This is a genomic window from Streptomyces varsoviensis, from assembly GCF_000718635.1.
Taxonomy (GTDB): domain Bacteria; phylum Actinomycetota; class Actinomycetes; order Streptomycetales; family Streptomycetaceae; genus Streptomyces; species Streptomyces varsoviensis.
Window position 1 is genome coordinate 405,615 of sequence record NZ_JOBF01000003.1, and the last position, 26,270, is coordinate 431,884.

A 26,270-nucleotide genomic window follows, 5' to 3' on the forward strand; every position below is an offset into this window, starting at 1 on the left:
CTTCACACCAGTTCGAACCAGCGCAGGGTGTGCCGGCCGTCCGCGTGGAGGCGGAGCGCTTGGACCGCGAACAGGGAAGCCCAGCAGTTCAGATGGGGTTCGTCCGCTTGCGGCCAGTAGCAGACGGCAGCCGTGTCCCCCTGCCGGTGGACGGATTCGAGCAGGACGGTGACCGTCCGCTCCAGGCCGGGGGCGGGGAGTCGGTGCAGTGCGGCGAGCCGGAGGGCCTGGGCCAGCACGTCGGACTGCCGCACGGGACGCGTCGTCGTGCGGCCCCGGACGGGTACGAAGCCCGGAAAGCCGCCTTCGGGCAGGCGGTGTCGCCAAACCCACTCGGTGATGTGCCGCGAAAGGTCCGTGGCGGCCGGATCCGCGTGGTGCGCGCCCCACACCCACAGTCCCTCGGCGGCGTAGCACAGCGCGTGCAGGCTGGTCCGGCTCCCGCTGCGGCAACCGTCGAGCACGGCGCCGAGGACGTTCTCCTGCCTGTCGAGCGTGTCCTTGATCAGGCGTTCCGCGAGGGCGGCTGCCGGCTCGAGGCCCAGGGACGCGGCGGAGAGCAGCGCCTGTACGCACTTGAGCAGGTGCGCGTGGCCCTGAGTGGACCAGGACTCCTCGAGCGGCCCGTCGGCCGTACCCGGCACGACGCACGGCAGCGAGCCGTGGCTTTGCTCCGCGGCGACCAGCGCCTCGGCGTTGCGCAGTCCGGCGGAGACGGCCCGGTCGTCATCGGCGGCGAGGCCGTAGCGGATGAGCCCGTGGGCGGCCATGGCCAGGTCGAACGTGTAGACGGCACGGCCGGTTTTCTCCGGGCGGGCGGAGAAGTCCTTCGCCTCGCTGCGGGAGGCGAGCCAGGCGCATCCGGCCGCGGCCCGCGCGGCGTCGGCGTCGTCCAGCGGCCACAGCCACGACAGGAACCCCAGGGTGTATCCAGTGATCTCCGGGTAGGGCGGCGACAGTTCCTCGCTGTCCCGGTTTCGCCATCCGCAGTAGGCCCCCGAGGGGCTTTGAGTGCCCCCTTGGCGCACCCACCGCGAGAGCGCCTCGGCGGTGTCGAGCGGAGCGCGAGAGGGAGCCTGTCGCTCCGTGCCGGGGCCCGTCCGCCGGCGCGCGCCGGGCGCGGGGGCGCTCATCGGCGGGCCTCGCCCGCGACCAGGCCGGCGTAGGCGCGCGCGTGGCCTTCGACCATCGCCTCGGAGGAGAAGCGCCGGCGGGTCCGGCGGTGGGCCTCCTCGACCAGGGGTGCCACATCGGTGGTGAGGACCCTGCGCATGGCCTCGGCCAGTGCCGGCACGTCCCCGGCCGGGTAGAGCAGGCCGGTCTCCTCGTGGTGGACCACCTCGTCGTGTCCCTCGACATCGGTGGTGATCACCGGCCGTCGGCTGGCCATGGCCTCGTTCAGCGCTATGCCCCAGCCCTCGTGCGAGGAGGGGAGGACCACGGCGTCGGACGCGCAGTACAGGGCGGGCATCTCTTGCCAACTGGTGCCGCCGATCCAGTGCACGCGGTCGTCCACTCTCAGTTCCGCTGCGAGCGCCCACAACCCCTGCACGTAGTCGGTGTTGGTCCTGCCGGAGGGGGCGGTGAGCACGAGACGTGTGCGCGGATGGGTGCGCCGCACCTCCGCGAGTGCGCTGATCGCGTCCTCGATGCGTTTGCGCGGCACCGGGCGCGCCGGGACGAGGAACAGCGGCTCGTCGCCGAATCCGTGGGTCTCCCGCCAGTGGGCGCGGGTGGCCACGTCGTCGGTGAAGACGGACAAGTCGGTGCCGAATTCGACGACTTGGGCCGGTTCGGTGAACCCGGCTTCCCGGAGCCAGCGCTGGTACGCCTGAGATCCGCAGATGTGCAGGTCGGGATGGAGGCCGGCGACGAGTCCGCGTTGCAGGGCGCGTTCCAGCTCCCAGTTGGACCAGAGATCGAATACCCGGACGCCGGGCACGAAGGTCTCGAAGAGGGAGACGGCCAGCTTCGTGGTGACGGCGGGCCGCAGCCAGGAGAGCAGCAGCGCCGGTACGTAGTTGAAGACATGGACCACATCGGCTTCGGTGTTCGCCACCTCGGCGTGCAACGCCTCCACCGCGTCCTTGCAGTCGAGCCGCTGACAGGCCGCGACGAGGCCCGTGATCTCCCGGACCGTCACCTTGCCGGTCCGGTACCTGTCCCGTTCGGGGCCGGACGGCACGGCCTCGGTGAGGACGGTCACCTCGTTCCCTCGCTCCGCCAGCCCTTCGGCGAGCTGGTGGACGTGCGTCTCTCCCCCGCCGACGACGGGAGGGTATTTCTCGGCTATCAGAAGGATTCTCACACCATCTCCCCAAGGGCCGCGGCGAGCGCGTCGGCAGCGATCGAGAGGTCGACTCCTGGCGGGCAGCCGAGCAGGACCGTGTCGCGTGCCACGGAGCTCGCCCGGTGGTACGGCTCGTGCACCAGGTAGGGCGTCTGGTCGAAACACGGCTGCTCGGGCAGGGACGCGCCCAGGAAGCCACGCGCCTCCACGCCGTGTGCGGCCAGTACGGTCACGACCCGTGCGAGGTCGTGTTCCGCGGGGATACGGCACACCACGGCGAAGGGCGAGGCGCCGGGGGCGTCGGGGCGGCCGAGTACGCGCCAGCCCTCGAACCCTTCCACGACCTCGCGTACGGCGTGGGCGGCTGCCCGGCGCTCCGCGGCCATGCCCGTATGGCGTGGGAGCTGTGCCAGGCCGAAGGCCGCCTGCAGGTCCGTGAGTTTGGCGTTGTATCCGATGCGCAGGTGCACATAGCGTTCTTCGGGCGCGATGGCCCGGTGGGCCACGGGGTAGCCGAACCGGCTGCCGTCGTACCGCGGGTCGCGTCCGAACGCGCGCAGGCTCCGCAGCAGGTCCGCGTATTCCGGGCTGTCGCAGCCCACCATGCCGCCTTCGCCCGTGGTCAGGTGGTGGCCGGCGTAGAAGCTGAAGGTGGCGGCGTCGCCCGCCCGTCCTACGGGGGTGCCCTCGTGGGCGGCGCCCAGCGACTCGCAGCAGTCTTCGAGCACCGCGACGCCCAACCGCCGGCGCAGGCCGCGAAGGACGTCGGTGTCCAGGGCCTGCCCCAGCGTGTGGGGCAGCAGCAGGGCCCGCGCCTCGGAGCGGCGGGCCGCCTCTTCCACGAGGCCCAGGTCGACGTTGACGCCGTCGGGTTCGATGTCGGCGAAGACCGGTACGAGGCCCAGTTGGACGACCGGTGTGACGGCGCTGATGAAGGTGGCGCCGCTCACCACGACTCTGTCACCGGGCCGCAGTCCGTCGCGTTCGACGACGGCTGCCAGGGCCACGAGGTTGGCCATGCTGCCGGAACTGACTGCCACCGCGTGGCGGAAGCCGAACTCGGCCGCGAACGCTTCCTCGAACTCGCGGACGATGCGCCCCGTAGCCAGGTCGCCGGACTCGATCGCGGCGGTCACGGCCGCGATCTCCTCGCGGCCGTAGCGGGGTCGCCCGAAGGGGAGCAGCCAAGGTCTCGTACTGGTCGAAGGAGCCTGCATACGGGTGCCTCCCGGCAGGTGGGGGATCACGGATCAGTCGGATTCGCGTATGTCGTAGAACGAGGCGAGCGTGGGTATCCGCGGCCGGTCGGCGACCAGGACGAGGCTCTGGAACAGCAGCCAGGACGTGGTGGCCTTGGGGGGCTCGGGAAACAGCGAGTCCGCGGGAAAGAGGTTCTCGGGGATGTCCGACATCAGGTAGGGCGGCAGGAACAGCTCATCGGGCCCCGGCAGGAACAGCGGCACGATGGCGCTCCCGGCGGGCACGACGCGCACCTTATGAAGCTCTCCCGCGCTCAGGGACGCCGAGTAGAGCGCGAGGTCGTGGGAGAGGCGGTCGACGAGCGCGGAGTGCGCGCCGTCCCCGGTTCCGCGGGCTCTGATCCGCGCGCGGCGTCGCGTGAGCGACGCGAGCGCCCCGGAGAGGGACGTGTCGTCATGCGGCTGTGCGTGACGGCGGCGGGCGCGGGCGAGCAGGTCCGCCGGGGGTGCGAGAGGATGCCGCCTGACCAGCCACTTCTCGCAGTCCCGTAGATAGAAGCTGGTCCAGCGCAGCAGCACGTCGCCGTCGGCGGCGGGCAGCGGAGCCGCGTCTTCGATCGGAAAGGTCGCCAAGTGCGTCATGGTCGTCTCCGTGGTTCGCGTGGTGCGGGGCAGGGCCTTCGAAGCGGTTCGTCATCGCGAAGCGGCTCGTTGTCGCGGCCCGTACGGGGGTGGGTGCCGTTGCGGGGCGACGCGCCGGCGCCGTCGCCCGTCGGGCTCACCGGCGGCACGGTCCGGCCGCCGGCCGCGTGCGTGCTCACCGCGGGCGTGTTTGCTTACCGCCTACGCGCTTGTCATACGCGCTTGCTCACCGCGTACGCGCGAGGCGTCAGTACTTGGCCGCGAACCTGGCGTGCGGGCGGAGCGGCCGACCGTAGCGGAAAGGAGACAGGTCGAGGCCGTCGAAGGGGACGTCGCCGTTCACGGCGTCGGCGATCAGCCGCCCGGTGAGGGGCGCGAGCAGGATTCCGTTGCGGTGATGGCCGGTCGCCACCAGGAAACGACGGTCGTCCGCGACGCCGAGGACGGGGAGCTCGTCCGAGGTCATGGGCCGGAAACCGGCCCACATCCCCTCGATCCGCCAGTGGGCCGCGTCGGGGACGACCCCGCAGAGCCGGGAGAGCACCGTGCCCACGACCCCGGCGGTGTTGTGTTCGTCGGGTACCAGGTACTCCTCGCTGGTGCCCACGACGTAGCTTCCGGGCCGGCGTTCCACTATGGATCCGCAACCGCCGGTGGGCATGAAGACCACACTGCCGATCGCGTGGGGCGTACCTCGCAGCAGCACCATCTGTCCCTTGGCGGGGCACAGGGGAACCTCCAGCCCGGCCAGCCGCGCGACGTCCGCCGTCCAGGCTCCAGCGGCCAGCACCACGCGGTCGGCGACGACCTGGACGCCGCCGCCGGTGACCAGCGAGACGCGCTCCCCCTGTTCCTCAACCCCGACCAGCCCTTCCGAGTACGTCTTCCCGCCGCGTGCGGCCATCGCGCGGCCCATCTCCTCCCACAGCGCGATGGGGTTGACGACCGCCTCGTTCCGGATCCTGATCGCTCCCCGTACGGCGGTGGGCGAGAGGTGGGGCTCCCGTGCGCAGACCTCGCTGGTGTCCCACCAGTCGCAGTCGAATCCCAGCCCGGGCATCCAGTCCATACGGTCGCGGAGAGACTCCTCGCTCTCGCCCAGGTCGGTCAGCGTGAACTCACTGCTCCGGTAATCCACCTGCTCCGGCGTCGTCCAGTCGGAATGCAGAAAAGTCTTGTAATAGGAGAGGCCGGATTTAAGGAGATCGAGAAACTGCCGGCACATCCAAGGGTCGTACTCGCAGGCGGGGGTCAGCATTCCGGCCGCAGCCGTCGAGGCCCGTCCCGCTGCCGGGCCTCCCAATACAACGATTCGGCGCCCGGACTGTTGTAGGTGCAACGCGGAACTCAATCCGATCAGGCCGTCGCCGACCACTGCCACATCAACACTGACGCGTTCATCCATCGGGGACTGGATACCTCCTTGCGGGAACCGCCAGAAAAAGAGGTACATCACAGGGAAGTGCCGGGCGAGAGTTTCAGCCGTCGCCTCAGCCGCCCCGCAGGCAACATTCTGCCCACTTTCTTTCTGCGACCAAACTTTTTGCCGCACCGCTGGCATTTTTGGCTCGAACCACACGGTTTCAGGGCCCTTTTCCGGCATCCACACGGCCGCCCAATATCCATGTCACGCACCACACCGAACGGGCGCCGATCGGGCTGTGCGCGACGGCATTCGGCCTTATGCGGCAGGCCGGCGAAATGGCCACGCCGCTGCCGCGCCGACCCGACTGCCCGCCTCACGGCCGCATATCGCCGCTTCTTCACCCTACCGGCTTCGCTCCGTCCGCAGCACACAACCAACAGATCGGACGGGAAGACATACGGGCGCCGACCTGAAGCCGGCCGCTCGGAAGACAGCACTCGAACCCACTCCGCGAAACCCACTCCGCGCGCACAGTTTCAGCCATCCATCAATTACCCACAACCCGGTCTGGACCAGCGCCGGACACTTGAGTACTGTTACGGCTCACTTCGGCTCCCCCCTGCGCTCCAAGGCTCCAGCGGCCTTGCGCTTGAAATATCGGCCTGCCTATTGGGCGCATGCGCGCCGAGATCTCCCGAATCGCACGGCATTACCGAGCCGACAGAGATTCACTCCGTGGCGCACCAGTCGGCGACTCCTGTGCAGGAGGACACAATTGGCTACCGAACATTGAGTAATTTTCTGGCAGTAGACACTCCCACTACAGCCGAGTCCGATGAGGACTCCGCGCACCGGGAAACGAAGATATCCGGCCGTATCGCAATCGTACTCGGCACCAGACCAGAGATGATCAAGCTGGCTTCGGTGATAGCGCTGCTGGGCGTACAGGCCGCTACGGTCCACACCGGACAGCACTTCAATTCCACGATGTCCGAGCACATCGGAACGGGCCTCAACATGCCGCCGTGGAGCATGAAGCTCGGCATCGGCGGGACTCGGCGCGGCTCCCAACTGGGGGTGGCCATCGCCTCGCTGGACGATCTGTTCGCCGCCGAACGGCCGACAGCCGTGGTCGTCCAAGGAGACACCAACTCGGCGCTCGCGGGAGCGATCGCCGCCAACGCCCACGCCATACCTCTGATCCACGTGGAGGCGGGGCTGCGCAGCTTCGACCGGCGCATGCCCGAGGAGTCCAACCGCGTGCTGACCGATCACCTCGCCGACATGTGCTGCGCCCCCACCGAACTGAACCGGCGCAACCTCCTGCGCGAGGGCATACCGCCTGAACGCATCGTCGTGACGGGCAACACCGTGGTGGAGGCCGTGAGTTCGGCACTGCCGGACCGGACGGCGCGGCTGGCTACCGCGCGGCGGTTCGAACTGGTGGAGAACCAGTACGTACTCGCCACGCTGCACCGTCCCGAGAACGTCGATGACGAGACCACCCTGCGGCACCTCCTCACGGAGCTGGCGTCCTTGCCGGCACCGGTCGTTCTGCCACTGCACCCACGCACCCAGAGGCAAGTGGCGGAATTCGGACTTGAGCACCTGCTCCGCCGTCTCACCTGCACCGAACCGCTCGTCTACCGGGACTTCGTGGCCCTCGCGCACGGCGCGGCGCTGGTCGTCTCCGACTCCGGGGGGCTACAGGAGGAGGTCACCGTCCTGAAACGCCCGATCGTCGTCGTGCGCCGCAGCACCGAACGCCCGGAGATCGAGGGCGTGTTCGGCACGCTCGCCCCTCCGGGGCCGGGCCTGGGGGCGGTGCTGCGGGAATGGCTCGCCACCGCCGGGGAGCGGCGCGAGCGACTCGTACGTCTCCCCTCACCGTACGGCGACGGAATGGCCTCGTCCCGGGTCACCCGCCTGATCAAGGAACAGGCTGCGCTACCCCCGGGCCCCTCCAGCACAGCGGCGTGAACCAAGCACCGCAGGAAGCGAGCGACCGCAATGATCGAGGTGACAGAGCTGTGCCGTACCTTCTCCAAAGGGAAGAGGCTCAGGCGGACGGAGCACCCCACGGTCACCGCCCTGGACCGGGTGAGCTTCTCCGTACCCACCGGGGAGACCCACGGCATCCTCGGCCCCAACGGTGCGGGCAAGACCACGCTGATCAAGATTCTCAGCACGATGCTGGTGCCCACCTCGGGGCGGGCCGTCGTCGCCGGCCATGACGTCGTCTCGCAGACCGACGTCGTACGCCGGCGCATCGGCATGGTCTTCGGCGGGGACCGCGGGCTGTACGACCGCATCAGCGCCCGGCAGAACCTGGCCTTCTGGGCGACGCTCTACCGAGTCGACCCCCGGCGGGTGGACGCCCGCGCCGCCATGCTGCTGGAACGCGTCGGACTCACGGACCGGGCCGACGAGCCCGTGGAACGGTTCTCCCGAGGCATGCGTCAGAGACTCCATCTGGCCCGAGGCCTCGTGGGGGACCCCTCGGTGCTCTTTCTCGACGAGCCGACCGTAGGCATGGACCCCGTGGCCGCGAGGGAATTCCGTTCGCTGGTCGGTGAGTTGCGCGCTGAAGGACGCACCATCCTGCTCACCACCCACGACATGGGGGAGGCGGAGGCGCTGTGCGACCGCGTCACCCTCGTCGACCACGGCCGCGTCCTCGTCACGGAGAACACCGCGGACGTCGGCAGAACCCTCGGGGAGCCCCAGGGCATCGACATCGTCCTGGCCCCCCACCAGAGCGAGACGCTGGAGAGCCTGTCGAAGCTGCCGGAAGTCCGCTCCGTGGAGCGCCTGTCCGGGGCGCACGCCTTCCGCGTGCACACCGAGCCCCCCGCGTCGGTGGAGACGGTGATGAGGTGGCTGGTGGACCACGGCGTTCTCTCGCTCCAGGTCCGGCCGCCGACCCTGGAAGAGGTCTATGTGCGGCTGATCGGGAAACGGGGGCTCACCGTATGAGCACGCATGTCCTGCTCGCCGCCGCCAAGGTCCAGTGGCACACCAGCATCCGTGCCCCTGAACACCTGCTCGTGCTGGCGACCGCCCCCTTGTTCACGCTGATCTTCCTCTCCGTCTTCCGCGACACCGGCCGGCCGGACCTGGTGGCGAACGCGGTGCTGGGCACCGGCCTGCTCGGCATCTGGTTCGTGGCCGTGAATGTCGCCGGCGGGGTCATCCAGAACGAGCGGTGGATGTCCACACTCGAACTGGTGCTGGTCGCGCCCAGGCCGCTGGCCCTCATCATGTGCGGCCGGATTCTGCCGGTGATGCTGATCGGCAGCCTCACCCTGGGCGAATCCTGGATAGTGGCCACGCTCGCGTTCGACGTCGACTTGCCCGTACGGCACCCGCTGCTCGCGCTCGTAGCCCTGCTCGTCACCCTCGCCGCCAGCGCGTGCACCGCGACCATGCTCGCCGCGCTGTTCGTCATGAGCCGGAACACCGAGATGATCCAGGCTGCGCTCAGCTACCCGTTCTACGTACTCGGCGGACTGGTCTTCCCCCTGTCGTCCCTGCCCGACCAGGTCGAATTCACCGGCCGGCTCTTCTATCTCTCGTGGGCGGCGGACCTCCTGCGCGACAGCGTCACCCGGGGCACGGTCGACAACGCGTGGGGACGGATCGCGACCGTGGCGGGGATGGGCGCGGCGGCCCTGGTCATCGGGGTTCTGCTGCTCCGCAAGGTCAGCGACCGCGCCCGTGCCACCGGGGCGGTGAGTCTGGCGTGAACCGTCCACACGTCGTATCCCGCTCGGCACGGATGAGTTTCGCGGAACTCCCGACGACCTACACCCTCCGCTCGTGGACGGTCGGCTGGGTCATCCGCTTGGGGTCCCAAGCGCTGTTCTTCGTCCTGCTGGGCCGGCTGACCGGGGCTACGGGACGGCTGGAGTACATGCTGGTCGGCAACAGCGTGGCGGTGGTAGCCATGGAGACGATGTTCGTCTCGGCCACGGCCGTCACGGAGCGATTCCAGGGAACCTTCCCCTTACTGGTGGTCTCGCCCGCCAACATGGGACTGGTCTATCTGGGGCGCGGACTGCACTGGCCGGCTTCCGGTCTCGCCAGCTCCTTCGCCGTCCTGTCGGCCCTCTCGCTCGTGTTCTCCTCGCCATGGCACTGGTGGCAGGTTGTCCTCGCCCTCCCGCTCCTGGTCCTCGTCGCCGTCAGCACCTACTGCTACGCCTGTCTGATCGCCGCCCTGTCGTTGCGCAACGTCAAGTTCCGGACGCTCTACCCCGAGACGGGGGCCCTTCTGCTGACCGCGTTCTGCGGCGTCAACGTCTCCACCTCGTTCTGGCCGGAACCTCTGCACTGGCTCGCGCAACTCCTGCCGCTGACGCACGGGCTGGAGGCAGTGCGCCATCTGCTCAATGGCGGCGCCGCCTCCTCCGTCCTGCTCCAGGCCGGCCTGGAGATCGGCTGTGCCGCGCTGTGGGCCGGGCTGACCCTGCTGCTGTTCGAGCGCATCGTCGCGGCAGGCAGGCGGGACGGCTCGCTCGGCTTCAGCTGAAGGCGGCCGGCACACCCGTCTGCCCCGCCCCGCCCCCATCAGCGCAAGGAGCGCAACAAGGTGAGTCTCCGTCCAGATGCCCCCGAAGCCGCCCGGGCCGATGCCCCCGCAGACCGTCTGGTCGCCTGGGCGGCCCGTAACGCCACGCTGCTCCTGGTCCTGCCGCTGCTCGCATACGCCGCGTTCAACTGTTTCAACCCTCTGGCGCGCAACAACGGCATGGACCTCGACGTCTACCGGGCCGCAGGGCAGGTCGTACGCGACGGCGGCTCGCTGTACGCCGACCCGGTGACCGATCTGAACTACAACTACACGCCGTTCGCGGCGCTGCTGTTCGTACCGATGACCGTGGTTCCGCCGGAGGCGCTGCGCGTCCTGTGGCTCGTCCTCAATATGGCGTTGCTCGTCTACATCATCGCCACCGCGCTCTCCTTGATCGGAACAAGACTGGGCAGTCGGCTGCTGCGGGCCTCGATCGGGCTCGCCGGGCTCATGTTGTGGCTCCAGCCGGTCACCTGGGGCATGGTCCTGGGACAGGTGAACGTGGTGCTGGCCGCCGTGCTCCTCTGGGACGGCAAGACCGCTCCGGACTCCGCGTCGCACAAGTGGTACCGGGGCATCATGATCGGCGTCGCCACCGGCATCAGACTGACCCCCGGGCTCTTCATCGTCTACCTGCTGACGATCAGAAGGACGCGTACCGCCCTCATGGCGTGTGCCGGCTTCTTCGGGACCGTCGCGGTGGGCTTCGTCGCGCTGCCCCATCAGTCCCTCTGGTACTGGCAGGGGCACTTCGCAGACGTCCACCATATCGACGGCGACAACCACGACCGCGATGTCCAGTCGCTGGCGGCGACCATGTCCCGGCTGCTGGACCGCGACCAGCCGCCCACAGCGCTCTGGCTGATCCTGGCCTGCCTGCTCGGGGCGGTGGGGCTCGCGGCGGCCGCAAGGGCGCATCGACGGGGATACACCCTGCTGGGGCTCGCTCTGTGCGGACTCACGGCCGAGGCGGTCTCACCGTTCTCGTGGAGTCACCACTGGGTCTGGCTGGTGCCCGCCACCTTGATCCTGGTGACTCACGCGACAGGTCGCTCCCGCCGGTACCTCTTCCTCACCGTGGCCTCGACGGCGATATGTCTGGCGGCATGGCCACTGGGTTACCTCACACATGACCGGCTCGGCCCCATCCTCGGTGCGCTGGCGCTGCCCGTCGTGCCGCCGCTCGACGTGATCTACGGAAATCTGTATCTGTGGCTCTACCTGGGGACGGTGATCGCCACTCTGTTCCTGCGCGACAGAAAGTCGCTCGCCCCCTCCTGGTCACACAACCGAATCGCGACGGACCCGGACCTCGACAACAGCGGCCGCACATAGCGCTCACCCAAGCGTCGCTGCCGGTGTCGCTACCACTGCTGCCGCTGCTGCCGGCGCTGCCGGCGCTGCCGGCGCTGCCGGCGCTGCCGTCGCTGCCGTCGAGTCCACCGTTCAGGATGGCTGGAGGATCGCTTCGATGAGGTGGGGGCCGGGGGTGGCCAGTGCGGCGGTGAATTGTTCGGCTAGTTCGGTCGTGCTTGTGGCGCGGGTCGCGGGGACACCCATGCCGGTGGCTACGGCGGTGAAGTCGATGTCCGGGCGGCTGAGGTCGAAGAGGGCACTGGCGGCCGGGCCCGCCTGATTGCCGCCGACACGGTCCAGTTCGGCGCGGAGGATCGCGTAGGAGCGGTTGTTGAGGATGACGGTGGTCACGTCGAGGTTCTCGCGGGCCTGGGTCCACAGCCCCGAGATGGTGTAGAGCGCGCTGCCATCGGCTTGCAGGCAGACGACGGGCCGCTCGGGGCACGCGATGGCCGCGCCGGCGGCCACGGGGATGCCCTGCCCGATGGCGAGGCCGGTCAGCCCGAGTACGTCGTGCGGCGCGGAGTCGGCGGTCGCCGGGGCGAGGGTGTTCATCCCCTCGGTGATGGACTCGTCGACGACGATCGCTTCCTCTGGAAGCAGGGAGCCGATGAAGCGCGCCCAATTCCCCGTGCACAACGGCTCGTTCACGAGGGAAGGCGAAGCACCCTGCGCCGCCGGCAGGCCGGCGACGGCGCCCAGCTCAACGCCACCCGCCCCGAGGGCGTCCGCCCCAACGCCATCAGACGCGAGGACATCCGACTCGACGACATCCGGCGCAACGACCTCTGCCAATTCCATCAACGCGCCGACGACATCGAAGCCCGCGTCCGGTACGAACCGGTGCACGCGCGTTCCCGGCGGAGTGAGCAGGCCCGGGCGGCCCGGATAGGCGAACGACGCCACTGGTTCGCGCGCTCCGACGAGGATCAGGTGCTTGATGCCTGCCAGTTGCTGGTTGACGGCTTCGGCGCGGTAGCCGAGGGGCTGGATCGCCGGTACGCCCGTACCGCGCCGCAACCGGGCAGGCCAGGTGGGGCAGAAGGCGGCGGTTCCGGTGGCCTTCCGTATTCGGGCGGCGGCGCGCAGGCCGCGCTCGCTCAGTCCGGCGCCGTCGATCAGCAGCGCGACGGGCTCGGGCCCGGCGACCAGTGCCGCTGCGGCTTCCACGTCGGCGGGGGCTACGGACCGCAGCGGCGGCGCCGGGAGGCGCGGCGCGGGCGGGGTGCTCTCCCCCCAGGAGAGATCGGCCGCCATGATGAGGGTGGAGATCGCACCGGAGGTGCCAGTACGGGACCGGTCCGCGACGTCCGGCCCCCCGGCGCTCAGCGCCGCCGCCACGGCGGCAGCGGTGTCGGGTCCGATATCCGCCGAGGTTATCGGCCGGCGCACCCAGTGGGAGACGGTCGTGGCCGCGGCGTCGATGTCGGACTCCAGGGGCGAGTCGAGCGGCTTGTGCGAACGGGCGTGGTCGCCGACGACGTTGACCACGGGCGTGCGCGCCCGCCGGGCGTTGTGGAGGTTCGCCAGCCCGTTGGCCAGGCCGGGGCCGAGGTGGAGCAGGGTCGCGGCCGGTCGGCCGGTCATACGGGCGTAGCCATCGGCGGCCCCGGTCGCCACCCCTTCGAACAGGCACAGCACGCCCCGCATGGCCGGATGGCGGTCGAGCGCCGCCACGAACTGCATCTCCGACGTACCGGGATTGGCGAAGCAGACGTCCACGCCGTTGTTGAGCAGCGTGCGCAGAACCGTCTCGGCACCGTTCATAGAAGCTGGTCGCCTTCCGCTGCGCCTTTTGAAACTGTTGACATGTGTCGACATGTAATGACACGTGATGTCGCGCCGTCAGAGGCCGGCCCCCCACCCCGCCGCCACAGCGGCTGGAACGCGGGCCACGCGGCAGGGACTGGAACGGGCGGGTGTCACCCTTCGCTTACTTGACCCGGTTAACCTACAGCCGCACAAGCACGAGGCGATCTAACCTGTCAAATGAAACAAGGTGGTTAGGGGCAACGGTTGAGAGGCAGCAGCGGCACCCGCTGCCCGCGCTACTGGCCGACCTCCAGAACGCACGGCGCAGGACGCAAGACGCAGGACGCTCAGTGATCGCATCGCTGACGCGGCGGGCCGAACCGGTCTGGCCGGCTACCGCGACACCGCGCCGCTCCAGAACTGTTCACGGCCTGGTGTCCGTGACCGAGTACGGCGATGATCATGTGGGGGGCCTGGCGGAGCTTGGCCATGAAAGCCGACGCACCTGCTCCAGATGCCCGGCCTGGGCGCCGCAGGTGCGGCGGGCGGCCGGCCAGGTCAGTACGGGAGCCCCGCTCGCGGCGGCACGCGGCGCGACCGAACGGACTGAGCGGCCGGCCATTACCGAGGGACTTGCCGACCCTTGAACGGTCTCCGCGGCCCCTGGACGGCCACCCGATCTTGCTCGGGGGCGAAAACGAGGGCCGCCACGCTGTGCGTGGCGGCCCTCGTGGTGACGTTCGTGCAGGTCAGAACGTTTCTGCACCGCAAAGAAGCGGTGGGGCGGGTGGGACTCGAACCCACGGCCGACGGATTATGAGTCCGCTGCTCTAACCGGCTGAGCTACCGCCCCGTAACGGCGCGTCGCGTACATCTGTGCGCGCCGTCTGCCGCAGCATAGCCGGTCATACGATCTGCTGCCCCTGAGGGTCCGCATCGTGTGACCAGCCTGTCCTTGAGGATGCCGATCAGGGCCGCGGCGGTTCCACGGCATACGAAAAAGGACCCCTGAGGGGTCCTCTCCGTCCTGCTCCCCCGACTGGACTCGAACCAGTAACCCTCCGGTTAACAGCCGAATGCTCTGCCAATTGAGCTACAGGGGATCGAGCTCCCCCGACTGGACTCGAACCAGTAACCTGCCGGTTAACAGCCGGCTGCTCTGCCAATTGAGCTACAGGGGATTGCTCTGTGTGCCTCGAATGCACCCGGGTCCGGGCTTCCGGACGGCGTGCGCTCGCTGCGACACATACATTAGCGCAAGCAGGGGGGTGCTCCGCCAATCGGTATCCGTGAGTGACCTACGGCCACGACGGGTAGGCGCGCAGCACCGCCGACGCGGGTCGTCGTCGCCCGGAGGCGGTCCAGGACCCGGAAGGGGTCTCGGTATACGAGGTACCTAAGTGTCTGGGTGTCTGAGTAGCCGAGTATCCCGGGTGTCCCGGGCGTCTCGGGCATGATCGAATGCGGTTCGACGCGAAGAAGGGTGGAGCGATGCGCTACCGGCTGACATTCATCACCGGAGCAGTCGTCGGGTACGTGCTCGGCACGCGAGCCGGACGGGAACGGTACGAGCAGTTGCGCAAGGCCGCACAGCGGGTCGCGCAGAACCCGGCGGTGCGCAATACCGCCGAGTCCGCCGCGCAGAACGGCCGGGCCGTGGCCGCCAAGGCGTTCGGCGCCGTCGGCGACCGGCTGCCGGGCCCGGTGAGCGAGCGGGTGCGCTCGCTGCGGGAGCAGCGGACCCCGGCGGGCGACGACTGGGGCACCAGCAACACGTGACGCTCGGGCCATAAGGCAAAATCGGGCCCCATGGGCATAGTCGCCGGATTGGACAGTTCTTCCGACAGCACGCGCATCGTCGTCTGCGACACGGACACGGGCGCCGTGCTGAAGCAGGGTTACGCGCCGCACCCCGCCGACTCCGACGGGGACCCGCAGGCGTGGCTGATGTCACTGGGCGAGGCCGCCGCGGGCGGGTTGCTGGAGGGTGTGCAGGCCATCGGGGTCGCCGCGCAGCAGCAAGGGCTGCTCGCGCTGGACGCCGGCGGGGTGCTCGTACGCCCGGCCATGCTCGGCAACAACAAGCGGGTGCAGTCGGCGGCCGCCGACCTCACCGACGCGCTCGGCGGGCGCGCGGCGTGGGCGCAGGCCGTCGGCTCCGTGCCGCAGGCGGGCCAGCCGGTCGCCAAGCTGCGCTGGCTGGCGCGCAACGAGCCGGAGGCCGCGAAGCGGGCCGCGATGCTGCTGCAGCCGCACGACTGGCTGGTGTGGCAGTTGCTGGGGCGGCCGGTGCGGCGGACCACGGACCGGGGCGCCGCCTCCGGTACCGGCTACTGGTCGGCGGCGACCGGCCAGTGGCGGCCCGACCTGGTGGAGCTGGCGCTGGGGCACTCGGCCGCCCTCCCGGAGGTCCTCGGCCCGTGCGAGCCCGCCGGGCACACGCCCGAAGGGCTGCTGATCTCCGCCGGCACCGGCGAGACGATGGCCGCCGCCTTCGGGCTCGGCGTCGGGCCCGGCGACGCGGTGATCTCGCTGGGCGCCTCCGGCTCGGTCTTCTCCGTGCACCACGAGGCGCTGGTGGATTCGACGGGCACCATCACCTCGTTCGCCGACGCGACCGGCATGCACCTGCCCGTCGTGCACACCCTCAACGCGGTACGGGCGCTGCGCGGCACCGCCGAACTCCTCGGCACCGACCTCGACGGCCTCTCGGAACTGGCCCTCGCCTCCACCCCCGGCGCCTCCGGCCTCGTCCTGCTCCCCTACCTCGAAGGCGAGCGCACCCCCCATCTCCCGCACACCGCGGGCACGTTGGCGGGGCTGCGCCGCGAGAGCATGAAGCCGGAGCACCTGGCCCGAGCCGCCTTCGAGGGCATGCTGTGCGGGCTCACGGACGCGCTGGACGTACTGCGCGGCCGGGGCGTCGAGGTGCGGCGGGTGTTCCTGCTGGGCGCGGCGGCCGGGCTGCCGGCCGTACGGGCGGTGGCCCCCGCGCTCTTCGGCGCGCAGGTCGTCGTCCCGCAGCCCGCGGACTACACCGCGATCGGCGCCGCCCGGCAGGCGGCGTGGGCGCTGGGCGCGCAGCAGGGCACCCTCTCGCCGCACGAGCCGCCGCGCTGGCCCGCCGCCACCAGTGAAGTCTTCGACCCGGGCGAGGAGTTGGCGGTCGGCCGGGCGGTGCGCCAGCAGTACGCGGCGGTACGCGACGAGATCCACCCGGGCGCCTTCGACGACAGCCTGCACGGCGGCGGGGCGGCGTAGGCCCACACCTCGGCCGACGGCGAAGAGGCTCCGGGCCCCGGCCGGCTGCGCAGGAAGCTCCAGGTCCCCGGCCGCGGGTCCGCCCCGGCTCCACACTCCCGGCACGTCCCGTACGCATATCCCATACATCTGAAGGAGGACGGCGGATCGCCGCCGTCCACTTCAGACGGACCCGATGACCAGCACAGGGACGGATTCGCCCCGCTCCTCGCGTCGATAGCTTCTTGATCGTCAACCGCGGCGACGACCAGGAAGACGGTCCCGATATGCACAGTGCGTACGCCTCGACCTACGGCACGACGTACGGCAAGGCGTTTGCCCCCGAGTACCAAGGGGCCCTCGGCTCCCGGCTGTCCGTCAACACCTCCTACGAGGAAGTGCTCACCGGCGCGACCGACGAACTGCGGCGGGCGCGGACGGAGCTGGACCGGGCGCGCGCCGGTCTCGCGGTGGCCGAGGCCAACCGGCGGCTGGGGCGCGTCGAGGAGGCCGGGCGCGCGTGGCGGGAGAGCTACCGCCGGGCCCGTGGCGCCGAGGAGCCGGCGGCGATGGCGTGGGCGCTGTGGAGCGGCGGGACGCTGGCCCGTCAGTGCGGCAGGCTGCGGCTCGCCCGTCGCCTGCTGGCCGCCGCCGCCGAACTGGCCGCCCGGGCCGGGGACCGTACCGCACGCGGCTACGCGCTCGCCGGGCTCGCGGAGACCGGCCGGATACAGGGCGACTACGCGGCCGTCACGGAACTGCACGAGCGGTTACTGGCCGAGGCGCGGGCGCACGGCGAGGCGCGGCACACGGTGTGGGCGCTGGAGGGCATCGCGCAGATGAACCGCAACACCGGCGCGTACGACACGGCGCTCGCCCAGTTCGAGGAGGCGGCGCTGATAGCCGAGGGCGCGGGCGACGCGCGCGGCCACGCCTGGGCGCTGCGCGGGGTCGCGGACGTGCTGTCGGTGCGCGGCGACACGGACCGGGCCCTGGCGCTGCTGGCGCGGGCGGCGGAGATCTGCGCGGAGCTGGAACTGGCGGGGGCGCTCGCCTACAACCTCAAGATGCGCGGGAACGTCCTCTTCCGCGCCGGGCGGTACGCCGAGGCCGAGGAGGCGTACGCCGGGGCCCGGCGGCGGTTCCACGCCATGCGGGAGCCGCGCGGCGAGTCGCTGGCCCGGCTGGGGCTGGTCAAGGCGCGGGCGCGGATGGGGCGTGACGTGGCGCGCACCCGGCGGGACCTCGACGAGCTGCACCGGGTGTTCGACCGTATCGGGCTGCATCACGCGCGGGAGATGGTGGAGAAGTTCCGCGCGGAGCTTGCGGACGGTGCGGAGCTGGCAGACGGAGCGGGCGACGCGGAGCCGGCGGACGGCGGCGGCGGCAGCGGCAACGGCAATGCCGCGGCCGTGGAGGAGGTACCCGGGGCTCGGCCCCGGCGTTCGGCTGAGCGCCGGGCAGTCGGCTGAACGCCCGTCAGGCCGTACGCCCGTCAGTCCAGGTAGCCCCGGAGCTGGTCGGCGAAGGCGTGGTCGCGGAGCTTGTTGAGGGTCTTGGACTCGATCTGGCGGATGCGTTCGCGGGTGACGCCGAAGATCCGGCCGATCTCCTCCAGGGTGCGTGGGCGGCCGTCGACCAGTCCGTAGCGGAGCTGTACGACCTTGCGTTCGCGCTCGCCGAGCGTGGAGAGGACCGCTTCGAGGTGTTCGCGCAGCAGCAGGAACGCCGCCGATTCGACGGGCGACGCGGCGTCGCCGTCCTCGATGAGGTCGCCGAGCGCGACGTCGTCCTCCTCGCCCACGGGCGCGTGCAGCGATACGGGCTCCTGGGCGAGGCGCAGTACCTCGCTGACCCGCTCCTCGGTCAGGTCGAGGTGGGCGGCCACCTCGTCGGGGGTGGGCTCGTAGCCGCGCTCCTGGAGCATGCGGCGCTGGACGCGCACGACGCGGTTGATCAGCTCGACGACATGGACCGGGACCCGGATCGTACGGGCCTGGTCGGCCAGCGCGCGGGACATGGCCTGGCGGATCCACCAGGTCGCGTACGTCGAGAACTTGTAGCCGCGCGCGTAGTCGAACTTCTCGACGGCGCGGATCAGGCCGAGGTTGCCCTCCTGCACCAGGTCGAGCATGGTCAGCCCGCGGCCGACGTAGCGCTTGGCGACGGAGACGACGAGCCGGAGGTTGGCCTCGATGAGCCGGCGCTTGGCCATCCGGCCCAGCACCACCAACTTGTCGAGATCCAGGGCGAGTTGGGAGTCGAGGTCGGGGGCCGTGCTCAGCCGCTCCTCGGCGAACAGCCCCGCCTCGACGCGGCGGGCCAGCTCGACCTCCTCGGCGGCGGTGAGCAGGGTGATGCGGCCGATCTCGCGGAGGTACTGGCGGAACAGGTCGGAGGAAGGTCCACTGGTGTCGGGCCGTGCGGGGAGATCGGGGAGTGCTTCCTCACCGAACATCTCGGACGCGGGCGGGTCGGCCTGTCGCACGACGGCCGGTGCCGCGTCGGTCAGGGTCTGGGTCTGCACGGGGGCGACCTCCAGGGTGATCGCTGCACGGGCGGCAGAAGGATCGGGCACGGTTGCGGCCGAGCCGCCGTCCGTCCCGGACATCAAGAGCGGCTCCGCGGGGGACTCCGGATGAGATGGACCGGACCCGCGCTCCGAGGACTCAGGCACCACAAGCCAGTGTGGGGCACGACACACGCCCGCCACGAGGGGCGTGCGCCCACTTTCTGGGGCCGTTGCGTGACCGGTCGGCTACAGCGCGGGGGCGTTCCTTCCGCTGAGTGGAACAGCGCGGGAGGAGCTCGGCGTGGCTAGAGCGCGTCCGCGCCGCGTTCGCGGAGCGCCTGGCCGTACTGCTGGAGGACCCACAGCTCGTTCTGGACGGCGGCGAGGTGGTCCGGGGCGGCCTGGGCGCCGAGGCGCACCATGCTCGCCGTCACGTCGGCGACGCGGCGCTCCACGGCCCGCAGCCGGACCTGGACGAGCTGGACGCCCGCGTACGCCTCGTCGACGGTGCGGCTGTGGATCGCCTCGACGGCCAGCTCGGTGACCATGGCGCGCACGGTGTTGTCGGGGGCCGCCTCGCGCACCCGCGCGAGGTAGTCGTCGGCGGCCTGGGTCACGCCCCCGGCCTCCTCGATGGTGCGCCGCACGGCCACGTACGGATCGGCGGTGAACTCGTCCTCGCCGTACGCGTCGAAGGCCGGGGCGACCAGCTCGGGGCGCTGGAGGGCCAGCTTGAGCAGCTCGCGCTCGGTGCGGTGGGCGGGGCTGCGCAGATTCAGGGCCGGGCCGCGCTGGACGGGCGGGCCGGACTGCGCGGCGGCGGCCTGCGGTACGGGCGCGGCGCCGCCGTGCTGCGCACGGCCGCCCTGGTCGGCGCCGGGCCGCCGGCCGCGCTCGCGGGCCCAGCGGGCGAGCTGGCCGACGCGGCGGACCACGAACTGCGTGTCGAGGATGCCGAGCATGCCGGCCAGCGCCACCGCGTACTCGTGCTGGATGGAGCCGTTCTTGATGCCCGCGACGATCGGCGCGGCGGCCTCCAGGGCGGCGGCGCGGCCCTCGGCGGTGTCGAGGTTGTACCGGCCGACGACCTGCCGGATCGCGAAGGCGAAGAGCGGGGTACGGGACTCCACCAGCCGCTGCACGGACTCGTCGCCCTCCGCGAGGCGCAGCTCGCACGGGTCCATGCCGCCCGGAGTGATGGCGATGGACGTCTCGGCGGCGAACTTCTGGTCGTCCTCGAAGGCCCGCAGGGCGGCCTTCTGCCCGGCCGCGTCGCCGTCGAAGGTGAAGACGACCTCGGCGGACGCGTTGTCCATCAGCAGCCGGCGGAGGATCTTGATGTGGTCGCCCGCGAAGGCGGTGCCGCAGGTGGCGATGGCGGTGGTGACCCCGGCGAGGTGGCAGGCCATGACGTCCGTATAGCCCTCGACGACGACGGCGCGGCTGGTCTTGGCGATGTCCTTCTTGGCGAGGTCGATGCCGTACAGCACATGCGACTTCTTGTAGAGGGGGGTCTCGGGGGTGTTGAGGTACTTGGGGCCGTTGTCGTCGTCGCGGAGCTTGCGGGCGCCGAAGCCGATGCACTCGCCGGTGATGTCGCGGATCGGCCACATGAGGCGGCCGCGGAACCGGTCGATGGGGCGGCCGCCCCGGCTCTCCTGGGCGAGCCCGGAGAGGATCAGCTCCTTGTCGCTGAAGCCCTTGCCGCGCAGGAAGCGGGTGAGGTGGTCCCAGCCGGCCGGGCTGTAGCCGACGCCGAAGTGCTGGGCGGCGGCCTGGTCGAAACCGCGGCTCGCGAGGAACTTCCGGCCGATCTCGGCCTCGGGGCTGTCGAGCTGCTCGACGTAGTAGAGGGCCGCGGCGCGGTGCGCCTCGACCAGGCGGATGCGCTCGCCCTGCTGGCGGCCGGGGGTGTAGCCGCCCTCCTCGTAGCGCAGGGTGATGCCGGCCAGGCCCGCGAGCCGCTCGATGGTCTCGGCGAAGGAGAGGTGGTCGATCTTCATGACGAAGTCGACGGTGTCCCCGCCCTCCTGGCAGCCGAAGCAGTAGAAGAGCCCCTTGGCCGGGCTGACCTGGAAGGACGGCGACTTCTCGTCGTGGAAGGGGCACAGGCCCTTCAGATTGCCGCCGCCCGCGTTGCGCAATTGCAGGTACTCGGAGACCACGGCGTCGATCGGGACCGCGTCCCGGACCGCCTTCACATCGTCATCGTTGATCCTGCCTGCCACGCGTGAAGTCTACGGCCGGGGTCCGACACTCCCGAACCGCCGGCCCCTCCCCCGCGCCCCGGTCGCCCCGTCACCCGACCTTGATCACGAAGACGTGGTGCGGGCCGACCGACTCGATGTCGAACTCCTCACCGACGGCGGTGAAGCCCTGGTGCTCGTAGAAGCCGCGGGCCGACGTGCGGCCGTTGCACCAGACGGTCTCCGCGCCGCGGGCGGCGGCCTCGGCGAGGCCCGCCCGCAGCACGGCGACGCCGTAGCCGAGCCCCCGGACGGCCGGATCGCTGGCCATGCCGCGGAAGCGGTACGCCCGGTCGGCGCCGTCCGGGGCATGGACGCCGTACGGGGCATGGGCGCCGTACGCCGCGTGGCCGGGGCCCGCACTGCGGGCGGGGCCCGCACCGTCGGACCCGGCCGCCCCATCGGCCCCGGCCCCAACCCCGTCCGGCAGCGGCTCCGCGAAGAACGTGGCGCAGGCCCGTACCGCGCCCTCCTCGTCGTATGCGGCGACGTGAAAGGTGCGGGCGGCCGGGGCGTCGTCCTCGGGGAAGACGGCGGACTCGGGCGGCAGCCCCGGCCGCAGCACCGACCGGCGCAGCTCGAAGATCTCCGCGACCGGTACCACCGCGGTGCGGATACGGGTGGGATTGGACATGCGCCCCAAGCTATGCCAGCAGCGAGGCCAGCGGGACCCCCGGGTCGGCGAGGGCCTCCGGGTCGGGGCGGGCGCCGGCGCGGATGAGCTGCTGGATGGGGTCGGTGACGTCCCACACGTTGACGTTCATGCCCGCGAGCAGCCGGCCTTCCTTGAGCCAGAAGGCGATGAACTCGCGCTTGGAGACGTCACCGCGGCAGACCACCTGGTCGTACGAGCCGGGCGGCGCGTAGCCGGAGTATTCGAGGCCGACGTCGTACTGGTCGGAGAAGAAGTACGGCACCCGGTCGTACGAGACCTCCTGGCCGAGCATGGCGCGGGCGGCGGCCGGGCCGCTGTTGAGCGCGTTGGCCCAGTGCTCGACGCGGAGCCGGGAGTCGAGCAGGGGGTGTTCGGCGGCGGCTACATCGCCCGCCGCGAAGATGTCCGGGTCGCTGGTGCGCAGCGCGGCGTCCACGGCGATGCCGCCGCCGTACGCGGGGTCGATCAGCGTCAGGCCCGCGGCCTCGGCGAGGGAGGTGCGCGGGGCGGCTCCGATGGCGGCGAGCACGTCGTGGGCGGGGTGCTCCTCGCCGTCGTCGGTGCGGACGGCGAGCACCAGGCCGTCCTGGCCGACGATCTCGGTGAGCCGGGAGCCGAAGTGGAAGCGCACGCCGTGTTCGCGGTGCAGGTCGGTGAAGAGCGCGCCGAGCTCGGGGCCGAGGACGGTGTGCAGCGGGGTCGGCTCGGATTCGACGACGGTCACCTCGGCGCCGTACGAGCGGGCGGCCGCCGCGACCTCCAGGCCGATCCAGCCCGCCCCGGCGATGACGAGGTGGCCGTTGTCGCGGCCGAGGGAGGCGAGCACGCCGCGCAGCCGCTCGGCGTGGGCGAGGCGGCGCAGGTGGTGGACGCCTGCGAGGTCGGTGCCGGGGACGTCGAGGCGGCGGGGCTCGGCGCCGGTGGCCAGCAGCAGCCGGTCGTAGTGGACGCTGGTGCCGTCGCCCAGCCGGACGGACTTGGCGGCGCGGTCGAGGTGGACCGCGGGCTGGCCGAGGTGGAGTTCGATCTTGGCCTGCGCGTACCAGGACGGCTCGTGCACGAAGACGCTGTCGCGCGCCTCGTTGCCGATGAGGTAGCCCTTGGAGAGCGGCGGACGCTCATAAGGGTGCTCGCGTTCGTCGCAGATCAGTATCACCCGGCCGGTGAAACCCTCCGATCGGAGGGTTTCGGCGGCCTTGGCCCCGGCCAGGCCCCCTCCGACGATGACGAACGTCCGGTGTGCATCCACCACTTCGTGCCTCCTAGCTCGCGCGGTACGTCCGCGCCTTCCGCCCCCCGGTCCCAATCGCCAAAGCCGAGCGTCCCGCACGGAGCGTGATGCCGGAAGAGGGACTGCGCCGGACGGCTCAGAGCGATGACACACGGCGGACGGCGATGCGCCGGCCCTTGCTGGTTACAGGGTGTCAGGTCCTTGTGACAGCGGCGCGACCGGCCCACCACAACGGGCTCCGGCGGACTGTCGGGACCCTCCGGAGGCCGAGGAAGCCCCCGACCTCAGCCCCGCCCCGGCCCCGGCCATGTCTCTGACCCCGTCTCCGCCCCCGCCCACACCGGATAGTCGACGTAGCCGCGCTCCCCGCCGCCGTAGTGGGTGGCGCGGTCCGAGGCGGCCATCTCGTGGCCCAGGGCGAACCGGCTGACGAGGTCGGGGTTGGCGATGAAGGGTCGGCCGAAGGAGACGGCGTCGGCGATGCCCGCCTCGATGATGGCGTTGCCGCCGGCCCGGTCGAAGCCGTGGTTGGCGATCAGCGGGCCGTCGAAGAGCCGCCGGTAGCGGGCGAACTCGGCGAACCAGGCGGCGTGCGCCCGGCCCCCCGCGCCCGGCGCGCGCCCGCGCAGGTGGAGGTAGCCGATCCGGTGCCGGCCGAGTTCGGCGACGAGGGCGTCGTGGTCGGCGAGGGTACGGGCGTCCGCCGTGTAGGGGTAGGCGCCGCACGGCGGGGCGGACGGCGGCCGGTCGGCGGCGGTCCAGTACGGCGACAGCCGCACGCCGACGCGGCGCGCGCTCCACGCGGCGCTCACCGCGTCGACGACGTCGAGCGGCAGCCGGGTCGGGTCCGCGCCGTAGCGGTCGGTGCGGCGGTTCAGCCGCCGGTTGAGGAACTGCGCGAGCAGATAGATGCCATTGGCGGCGATCTCGACGCCGTCGAACCCGGCGCGGCGCGCGTTCCCGGCCGCCGCCGCGTACGCCTCGATCGTCCGCTCGATGTCCGCGCCGGTCATCGCCCTCGGGGTGACGGTCCCCTGGCGCCCGTACGGCGTGTGGACCGTCTCCTGCGGGTTGACGGCCGAGGGCCCGGCGGGCAGCGCGCCTCCGAGGTGGTCGGGGTGCGAGACGGCGCCGGTGTGCCAGAGCTGCGCCACGATGCGGCCGCCGAGGGCGTGTACGAGGCCGGTGACCTGGCGCCACGCGGCGACCTGCCGTTCGGTGTGGAGGCCGGGGACGCCGCCGAAGCCGATGGCCTGCTCGCCGACCCAGACGCCTTCGCCGACGATCAGCCCGGCGGCGGCCCGCTGCCCGTAGTAGGCGGCGTGCAGCTCCGTGGGCACCCGTTCCGGATTGGTCGCGCGGGCGCGGGTGAGGGGCGCCATCACCACGCGGTTGGGCAGCCGGAGTTCCCCGATGCTCGTCGGCCGCAGCAGCGGCTGGGCATCATCAGTGCTCGGGTGGTGCGGGTGGTGCGGGTTCATCGGGCGTCGTTCTCCTCGTCGCGTCGTTTCCGTCCGTGCCATGGGGCTGACGGAGCGCGCCGGGGAAATGTGACCGGTGGGGCTGGACGGCGGGGCTCAGCGCCGGGGCGTGGTGCGAGGGGCGCGGGTGGAGCCCGTGAGGCGGGTGCGCAGGGAGCGGGCGGAGGAATCGGTGAGGGCGGCGATCTGGTCGATGACGGCGCGCAGCCGGGCCGCGTCGTTCGGGGCGGCCGTGAACAGGGAGTGGAACTGCGGGTCGAGGCCGTCGGGGGCGCGGGCGATCAGCGCCTCGGCGAGTTCGGCGATGACGACGCGCTGGTCGGCGCGGAGCCGCTGCTGCGCGGGGCGCTGCATGACGTACCGGTCGGCGACGGCCTTCAGCACGGCGCATTCGAGACGGGTGCCGTGCGGTACGACCAGTTCGGCGCGGTAGCGGGTGAGGCGGCCCGGCCCGTACGCGGCGCGGGTGGCGTTCTCGGCGGCGAGGCAGAAGCGGCCGATGAGCTGGCTGGCGGCGTCCTTGAGGCGGGCCTGGGCGATGGCCGTGCCGTCGTAGCCGTGCGGCCACCACTCCTGGTCGAGGAGGCGGTCGAGGGCGGCGGCCAGCTCCTCGGGGCCGGCGCCGGGCGCGTACCGGTCGGCGGCGATGGTGAAGATCTCGCGCCGCTCGGGCTCGGCGAGCAGGCAGTTGGGGTCGATGTGGCCGGCGTGCAGGCCGTCCTCGACGTCGTGCACGGAGTACGCGACGTCGTCGGACCAGTCCATGACCTGCGCCTCGAAGCTCTTGCCGGCCTCGGGCGCGCCCCGGCGCAGCCATTCGAAGACCGGCACGTCGTCGGCGTAGACCCCGAACTTCGGCGAGGCGGGGTCCGTGGGATGGCCGCCGCGCGTCCAGGGGTATTTGGTGGCGGCGTCGAGGGCGGCGCGGGTGAGGTTGAGGCCGACGCTGACCGGTTCGCCGCTGTCCGGGTCGGTGGTGAATCGTTTCGGTTCGAGGCGGGCCAGCAGCCGCAGCGACTGCGCGTTCCCCTCGAAGCCGCCGCAGTCCTCGGCGACCTCGTTGAGCGCCTGCTCCCCGTTGTGGCCGAACGGCGGGTGGCCGAGGTCGTGCGCGAGGCAGGCCACCTCCACCAGGTCGGGGTCGCAGCCGAGGGCGGCGCCCAGCTCGCGGCCCACCTGGGCGCACTCCAGCGAGTGCGTCAGGCGCGTACGGGGGCTGGCGTCCCACGCCTGGTCGCTGATGCCGGGCGTGACCACCTGGGTCTTCCCGGCGAGCCGGCGCAGCGCGGCGGAGTGCAGCACGCGCGCGCGGTCGCGCTGGAAGGCGGTGCGGCCCGGCCGCTTGTCGGGCTCGGCCGCACGCCGCTCCAGGTCCGACGGTTCGTATCCGCCGATGCCGGGATTTTCGGACGCGGTACGCGCTGTGCCGTTCATACCCCCGACGGTAACCGCCGCCTGTGACACGAGCGACGGCGTGCGCGGGGCGGTGACCGGTTCCCGGCGGTGGCCGCGCGCCCCTCCGCGTCCGCCGGGGCCGGTCCACCGCGCCGCCACCGGGGCCACGCGCGTCCGCCGCCGGGCCGCCGCGCGGACATGACGACCGGATTCCGTCCCTGGGGGCCGCCGGCCACTGGCCGCCTGCCCCCGGCCGCCGGCTGCCGACGCGAAGGCCCGCCGGAGCTGCTGCCCCGCGCCCCGGGCCGGCCGGCTCGTACGGTCCGTGCGGC

General features: G+C 71.5%; 20 protein-coding genes and 3 tRNA genes. 8 read left to right on the forward strand and 15 right to left on the reverse strand.

Features of this window, described 5'->3' with window-relative positions; all coding sequences use genetic code 11:
• Positions 1-2: 2 nt before the first annotated feature.
• The 5 genes from IF55_RS06310 to IF55_RS06330 all read right to left on the reverse strand — a co-directional run bounded on the left by IF55_RS06310 (position 3) and on the right by IF55_RS06330 (position 5,734).
• Positions 3-1,133 (reverse strand): hypothetical protein, encoded by a 1,131-nt coding sequence (locus IF55_RS06310; RefSeq protein WP_030876552.1) that lies wholly within the window; start codon positions 1,131-1,133, stop codon positions 3-5.
• Positions 1,130-2,308: a glycosyltransferase family 4 protein gene (locus IF55_RS06315; RefSeq protein ID WP_030876553.1), complete on the reverse strand. Its 1,179-nt coding sequence runs from the start codon at positions 2,306-2,308 to the stop codon at positions 1,130-1,132. Before IF55_RS06315 ends, IF55_RS06310 begins: the two co-directional genes overlap by 4 nt.
• The gene (locus IF55_RS06320; RefSeq protein ID WP_078643740.1) at positions 2,305-3,507 is read right to left on the reverse strand and encodes a DegT/DnrJ/EryC1/StrS family aminotransferase; all 1,203 of its coding nucleotides are present in this window, start codon (positions 3,505-3,507) and stop codon (positions 2,305-2,307) included. The genes IF55_RS06315 and IF55_RS06320 overlap by 4 nt, the downstream gene beginning before the upstream one ends.
• Positions 3,508-3,540: 33 nt before the next feature.
• Positions 3,541-4,131 (reverse strand): hypothetical protein, encoded by a 591-nt coding sequence (locus IF55_RS06325; protein ID WP_030876558.1) that lies wholly within the window; start codon positions 4,129-4,131, stop codon positions 3,541-3,543.
• Between the two features lie 247 nt (positions 4,132-4,378).
• Complete coding sequence (locus IF55_RS06330; protein ID WP_342668289.1) at positions 4,379-5,734, reverse strand: NAD(P)/FAD-dependent oxidoreductase; 1,356 nt, start codon at positions 5,732-5,734, stop codon at positions 4,379-4,381.
• Positions 5,735-6,379: 645 nt separating this feature from the next.
• Between IF55_RS06330 and wecB the strand changes: the two genes are divergently transcribed.
• The 5 genes from wecB to IF55_RS06355 are packed head-to-tail and all read left to right on the forward strand — an operon-like array spanning position 6,380 to position 11,405.
• The gene (gene wecB / locus IF55_RS39960) at positions 6,380-7,477 is read left to right on the forward strand and encodes a non-hydrolyzing UDP-N-acetylglucosamine 2-epimerase (RefSeq protein ID WP_281180935.1); all 1,098 of its coding nucleotides are present in this window, start codon (positions 6,380-6,382) and stop codon (positions 7,475-7,477) included.
• Positions 7,478-7,507: 30 nt separating this feature from the next.
• The gene (locus IF55_RS06340; protein WP_030876578.1) at positions 7,508-8,473 is read left to right on the forward strand and encodes an ABC transporter ATP-binding protein; all 966 of its coding nucleotides are present in this window, start codon (positions 7,508-7,510) and stop codon (positions 8,471-8,473) included.
• Complete coding sequence (locus tag IF55_RS06345) at positions 8,470-9,243, forward strand: ABC transporter permease (protein WP_030876581.1); 774 nt, start codon at positions 8,470-8,472, stop codon at positions 9,241-9,243. Before IF55_RS06340 ends, IF55_RS06345 begins: the two co-directional genes overlap by 4 nt.
• 32 nt (positions 9,244-9,275) lie before the next feature.
• A complete protein-coding gene (locus IF55_RS06350) occupies positions 9,276-10,028 on the forward strand; it encodes an ABC transporter permease (RefSeq protein WP_030876583.1) in 753 nt (250 codons plus the stop codon).
• A gap of 60 nt (positions 10,029-10,088) precedes the next feature.
• The gene (locus IF55_RS06355; protein WP_048831602.1) at positions 10,089-11,405 is read left to right on the forward strand and encodes a glycosyltransferase 87 family protein; all 1,317 of its coding nucleotides are present in this window, start codon (positions 10,089-10,091) and stop codon (positions 11,403-11,405) included.
• 111 nt (positions 11,406-11,516) lie between these two features.
• Here the strand turns inward: IF55_RS06355 and IF55_RS06360 are convergent, their stop codons facing one another.
• The 4 genes from IF55_RS06360 to IF55_RS06375 all read right to left on the reverse strand — a co-directional run bounded on the left by IF55_RS06360 (position 11,517) and on the right by IF55_RS06375 (position 14,359).
• A complete protein-coding gene (locus tag IF55_RS06360) occupies positions 11,517-13,193 on the reverse strand; it encodes an acetolactate synthase large subunit (protein WP_030876588.1) in 1,677 nt (558 codons plus the stop codon).
• Positions 13,194-13,957: 764 nt separating this feature from the next.
• A tRNA-Ile gene (locus IF55_RS06365) sits at positions 13,958-14,031 on the reverse strand.
• A 177-nt stretch (positions 14,032-14,208) separates the two neighbouring features.
• Positions 14,209-14,281, reverse strand: a tRNA-Asn gene (locus IF55_RS06370).
• Positions 14,282-14,286: 5 nt separating this feature from the next.
• Positions 14,287-14,359 (reverse strand) — tRNA-Asn (locus IF55_RS06375).
• Positions 14,360-14,669: 310 nt separating this feature from the next.
• Between IF55_RS06375 and IF55_RS06380 the strand changes: the two genes are divergently transcribed.
• The 3 genes from IF55_RS06380 to IF55_RS06390 all read left to right on the forward strand — a co-directional run bounded on the left by IF55_RS06380 (position 14,670) and on the right by IF55_RS06390 (position 17,890).
• Positions 14,670-14,957: a hypothetical protein gene (locus IF55_RS06380; protein ID WP_030876590.1), complete on the forward strand. Its 288-nt coding sequence runs from the start codon at positions 14,670-14,672 to the stop codon at positions 14,955-14,957.
• A gap of 30 nt (positions 14,958-14,987) precedes the next feature.
• Positions 14,988-16,439 carry an FGGY family carbohydrate kinase gene (locus tag IF55_RS06385; RefSeq protein ID WP_030876593.1) on the forward strand — a complete coding sequence of 484 codons (1,452 nt, stop codon included), beginning with the start codon at positions 14,988-14,990 and terminating at the stop codon, positions 16,437-16,439.
• Between the two features lie 266 nt (positions 16,440-16,705).
• Positions 16,706-17,890 carry a tetratricopeptide repeat protein gene (locus tag IF55_RS06390; protein ID WP_078643891.1) on the forward strand — a complete coding sequence of 395 codons (1,185 nt, stop codon included), beginning with the start codon at positions 16,706-16,708 and terminating at the stop codon, positions 17,888-17,890.
• A gap of 23 nt (positions 17,891-17,913) precedes the next feature.
• Here the strand turns inward: IF55_RS06390 and IF55_RS06395 are convergent, their stop codons facing one another.
• The 6 genes from IF55_RS06395 to IF55_RS06420 form a co-directional block, all read right to left on the reverse strand.
• On the reverse strand, positions 17,914-19,095 hold the full coding sequence (locus IF55_RS06395; protein WP_030876599.1) for an RNA polymerase sigma factor: 1,182 nt from the start codon (positions 19,093-19,095) through the stop codon (positions 17,914-17,916).
• Positions 19,096-19,235: 140 nt separating this feature from the next.
• Entirely contained in the window at positions 19,236-21,158 is a 1,923-nt protein-coding gene (gene dnaG / locus IF55_RS06400) for a DNA primase (protein ID WP_030876603.1), read from the reverse strand.
• A 70-nt stretch (positions 21,159-21,228) separates the two neighbouring features.
• Positions 21,229-21,810 carry a GNAT family N-acetyltransferase gene (locus IF55_RS40405; protein WP_030876605.1) on the reverse strand — a complete coding sequence of 194 codons (582 nt, stop codon included), beginning with the start codon at positions 21,808-21,810 and terminating at the stop codon, positions 21,229-21,231.
• Positions 21,811-21,820: 10 nt separating this feature from the next.
• Positions 21,821-23,083, reverse strand: coding sequence for an NAD(P)/FAD-dependent oxidoreductase (locus IF55_RS06410; protein WP_030876608.1), 1,263 nt, complete (start codon positions 23,081-23,083; stop codon positions 21,821-21,823).
• Between the two features lie 263 nt (positions 23,084-23,346).
• Complete coding sequence (locus tag IF55_RS06415; RefSeq protein WP_048831603.1) at positions 23,347-24,543, reverse strand: oxidoreductase; 1,197 nt, start codon at positions 24,541-24,543, stop codon at positions 23,347-23,349.
• 96 nt (positions 24,544-24,639) lie between these two features.
• Entirely contained in the window at positions 24,640-25,977 is a 1,338-nt protein-coding gene (locus IF55_RS06420) for a deoxyguanosinetriphosphate triphosphohydrolase (protein ID WP_030876613.1), read from the reverse strand.
• Positions 25,978-26,270 lie beyond the last annotated feature (293 nt).